We start from the raw sequence: 3,382 nt of genomic DNA, 5'->3' as shown, positions 1-3,382 counted from the left end.
CGCCTGGCGGGCCAAGGCCCGCCGGCATCCCGCCACGCGGACCTTTCAGGCCTTGCGCATGGCTGTTAACGATGAACTTGGCGAACTGCGCCGTTTTCTGGATCAGATACTGGCATGGTTGCCCATTGGCGGGCGTCTGGCGGTCATAACCTTTCATTCGCTTGAGGATCGCATGGTCAAGCAGGCCATGCGCCACTGGGCCGAAGGCTGCCGTTGCCCGAGGCACATTCCCCGTTGCGTGTGCGGGCATCAGCCCGAGGTGCGCATTCTGTACAAAAAACCCTTGCAGGCCGGGCCGGAAGAGTTGGCGGCAAATTCCCGCGCGGGCAGCGCAAAGCTGCGTGCGGTTGAAAAGATTGCCGAGGATTCCGGCTCGTGAAGCGTAATCTTTCCGCGAAGCCTGGCGGCGGCAGGGGATGGCTGCTGTTTCTGGTGCTCGGTTTGCTGGCCTGTATGGTCATGGGCCTTGTGCTCGTATGGAGCAACATTGAGCGCATGGATACCACATATTTCATCAATATCGCGCAGAACACCATGCGCGAGCGGCGCGCCCTGCGCGCCAAGCTTGAAGTGGAAAGAGAGCGCCTGCTTTCGCCCTATGAGCTGCGCCGCCGCGCCGAGGAATTTTCCATGCGTGAGCCGAAGCCGGGGCAGATACGCCGAATGGAAGGCCACTAGGCCCTGCGCGTATAAAACCTCTCCGACGAGCCGTACCCGTCCGTTCCGGACATGCGCGGGCCGGAGACGGCAACATAAATACTATCAGTAAAAACCGGGGCAACCCGGAAGCCATCGGGACTCGCCATGTTCAAATTCAATTCGCGCAAGGCCAACAGGCATACAGATGCCCCCAGAGCCGAAAAAAAAACACGCGTCTCCAATCGCATGCGGACGCCGGCTCCCGAAGGCAAGTCGCGCTTTGCGTGGGCCGGGCAGGTTGATTGGGGCCGTGTGCGCATCAGGATGGTTGTTGTTGTCTTTTGTCTGCTGTGGGCGGGCCTTTGGGGCCGCGCCTGGTATCTTCAGATGATAGAAGGCCCGCGCCTGGCTGAGCGCGCACGGCGGCAGCATATGGCCTCGGAGCTGGTGACCGGCCGTCGCGGCATGATTTTTGACCGTAACGGGCAGGTGCTGGCCCGCAGTATTGAGGCGCGCTCCGTTTATGCCCGGCCGCAGGAAATTGAAGATTTTCAGGCCATGGCGAACACCCTTGGCCCTATTTTGGGCATCGAGCCGCAGAAGCTTTATAATGACCTTTCTCAGACGAAACGCCGTTTTGTGTGGATAAAGCGCAAGGTTGACGACTTCACCGCCGAGGCGGTGCGCAAGACCAATCTGGCAGGCATCGGTCTTTCCAAGGAATACGACCGCGTTTACCCGTTCAAGCATATGGCCGGTCAGGTGTTGGGCTTTGTGGGCCTGGACGACAAGGGGCTTGAGGGCATTGAGCGTTCAATGGAAGCGCGTCTGGGCTGCATCCCCACCCGCCAGATAGTGCAGCGCGATGCTATGGGCCGCCGCTTTTACCTGCATGAAGAAGGGCAGAGCGAACCGCGTGGTCAGGACCTTACGCTGACCATCGACGTGCAGATGCAGTTCATTGTGGAAGAAGCCGTGGCGCGTGCCGTGCGTGACTATGACGCCCGTTGGGGCGGCGCGCTGGTGGTGGATGTGCCTTCGGGAGAAATTGTGGCCTGGGCACAGTACCCATTTTTCAATCCCAATATTTACAAAGACACAAGCCCTCTCGTGTATCGTAACCGTCTGGCGGCCGACGCCCTTGAGCCTGGCTCAACCTTCAAACCTTTTGTCATGGCCGCCGCCATTCAGGAAAAGAAAATCAGCACCAGCACCGCCATTGATTGCGAAAGCGGCCGGTGGGTGGCAAAAAACTTCACTATTCGTGACACCTCCCGTCAGGGGGTGCTGCCCGCCAACAAGGTGCTGCGCTATTCTTCCAACATCGGCATGGCTAAAATCGGCCTGATGATGGGTGCGCCCACGTTTTACAAATACTTGCATGCGCTTGGTTTCGGGCAGCGCACCAATGTGCCGGTGGCCGACAGCAAGGGCATTTTGCGCATCCCTCGCGACTGGAGCGAGGTGGACATCATGTCCACATCGTTCGGGCAGAGCATTTCCGTCACGGGTCTGCAAATGGCCCAGGCCTATCTGACGCTGCTGAACAACGGCGTTTACAAGCCGCTGCGCCTGACGCGCGATGACAACAATGTGGAGGAAGTTCCGCAGCGTGTCTTCTCGCAGACCACTGTGCGCGAGGTCATGCGCATGATGCGCGACGTGGTTGAAGAAAGCGACGGCACAGGCAAGCGCGCCCGCATTGACGGCATTGAGGCGGCGGGAAAAACCGGCACGGCACAGAAAGCCGACCATCGGGCCGGTACGTATGGCAGTAAGCGTCTGGCATCTTTTGTCGGCTTTTTTCCGGCCGACAAGCCGCGCTACCTGATTCTGGTCATGGTGGACGAACCCACGCGCAATCAGTACGGCGGCGTGGTGGCGGCTCCGGTGTTCAAGGAAATAGCCAGCCGCACACTGACGTATACGGGCATTGTTCCGGAGGCAAAGAAGGCCGCAGTGGCTGCAAGTCCCGCTGCTCCCTCTGCGGGGCGCAAACGCGGCCTGAAGCTGGCCGGTCTGGATGTGCCGTACGTCAACGAAGTTCAAAAAACCGCCGCACAGCAGGATGAAGGCATGCGTCTGCCCGGACACCTGGCTAAGGCGGGCAGCCGTGTTCCCGACGTTATGGGCAAATCCGTGCGCAATGCGGTGGAACTTTTTGCCCGGGCGGGCGTTGTGCCGGAACTCAAGGGATCCGGCAGCCGCGTGGTCAAGCAGACTCCGGCTCCGGGAGCGGTATGGCCCGAAGAAGATAACAAGACGGAATATATTCTCTGGCTTTCAGAGCGGTAAGGCCGGTTGCTGCCCGTCGCAGAAGCTATTCCGCAGCAGCGGTGGCAGCAATGGCGGGTGAAGAAGCCCGGAGGGCCGGGAGTTTTTGCAAGGCACGGCATCAATAAAGGGTTTGGGCGGGTTTGGCGCAAACGGGCCTGCCTTGCCGCAAGGCAACACGCTTAAAACGAAATTGCTCTACAAAGAGGTTGGTTATGAATCGGGAATTTGCGGCCCTGCTGGATAAGTGCGGACGTGGCGAAATAGAGGTGCGCGCAGACTCGCGTCAGGTATGCCCCGGTGATATTTTTGTGGCAGTGCCCGGCGTCAAGGAAGATGGCGCGCAGTTTATTCCTGCCGCTGTTGAAGCAGGGGCGGGAGTTGTCGTTTGCCGGGCCGACAGCGAGGAAGCCGCAGCCGCAGCCGCGGCCGGGTGCAGAGTCGTCCACTACGCCGATCCGCGCGAGGC

At 60.0% G+C, this 3,382-nt stretch carries 4 protein-coding genes; all 4 read left to right on the top strand.

Going from position 1 to position 3,382, the window contains the following annotated elements:
• On the top strand, positions 1–379 hold a 379-nt coding region (mraW, locus tag V6C16_RS09750), incomplete at its 5' end, for a 16S rRNA (cytosine(1402)-N(4))-methyltransferase (protein WP_333543098.1).
• On the top strand, positions 376–678 hold the full coding sequence (locus V6C16_RS09745) for a hypothetical protein (RefSeq protein ID WP_333534800.1): 303 nt from the start codon (positions 376–378) through the stop codon (positions 676–678). The genes mraW and V6C16_RS09745, both read left to right, overlap by 4 nt.
• A 126-nt stretch (positions 679–804) precedes the next feature.
• Entirely contained in the window at positions 805–2,934 is a 2,130-nt protein-coding gene (locus V6C16_RS09740) for a penicillin-binding transpeptidase domain-containing protein (protein WP_333534799.1), read from the top strand.
• Positions 2,935–3,128: 194 nt separating this feature from the next.
• On the top strand, positions 3,129–3,382 hold a 254-nt coding region (locus V6C16_RS09735), incomplete at its 3' end, for a Mur ligase domain-containing protein (RefSeq protein ID WP_333543097.1).

It is taken from the genome of Desulfovibrio sp. 1188_IL3213 (genome assembly GCF_036763145.1).
Taxonomy (GTDB): domain Bacteria; phylum Desulfobacterota; class Desulfovibrionia; order Desulfovibrionales; family Desulfovibrionaceae; genus Desulfovibrio.
Note: the sequence above shows the minus strand (reverse complement) of the source record. Positions and strands in the feature narration are given on the sequence as shown.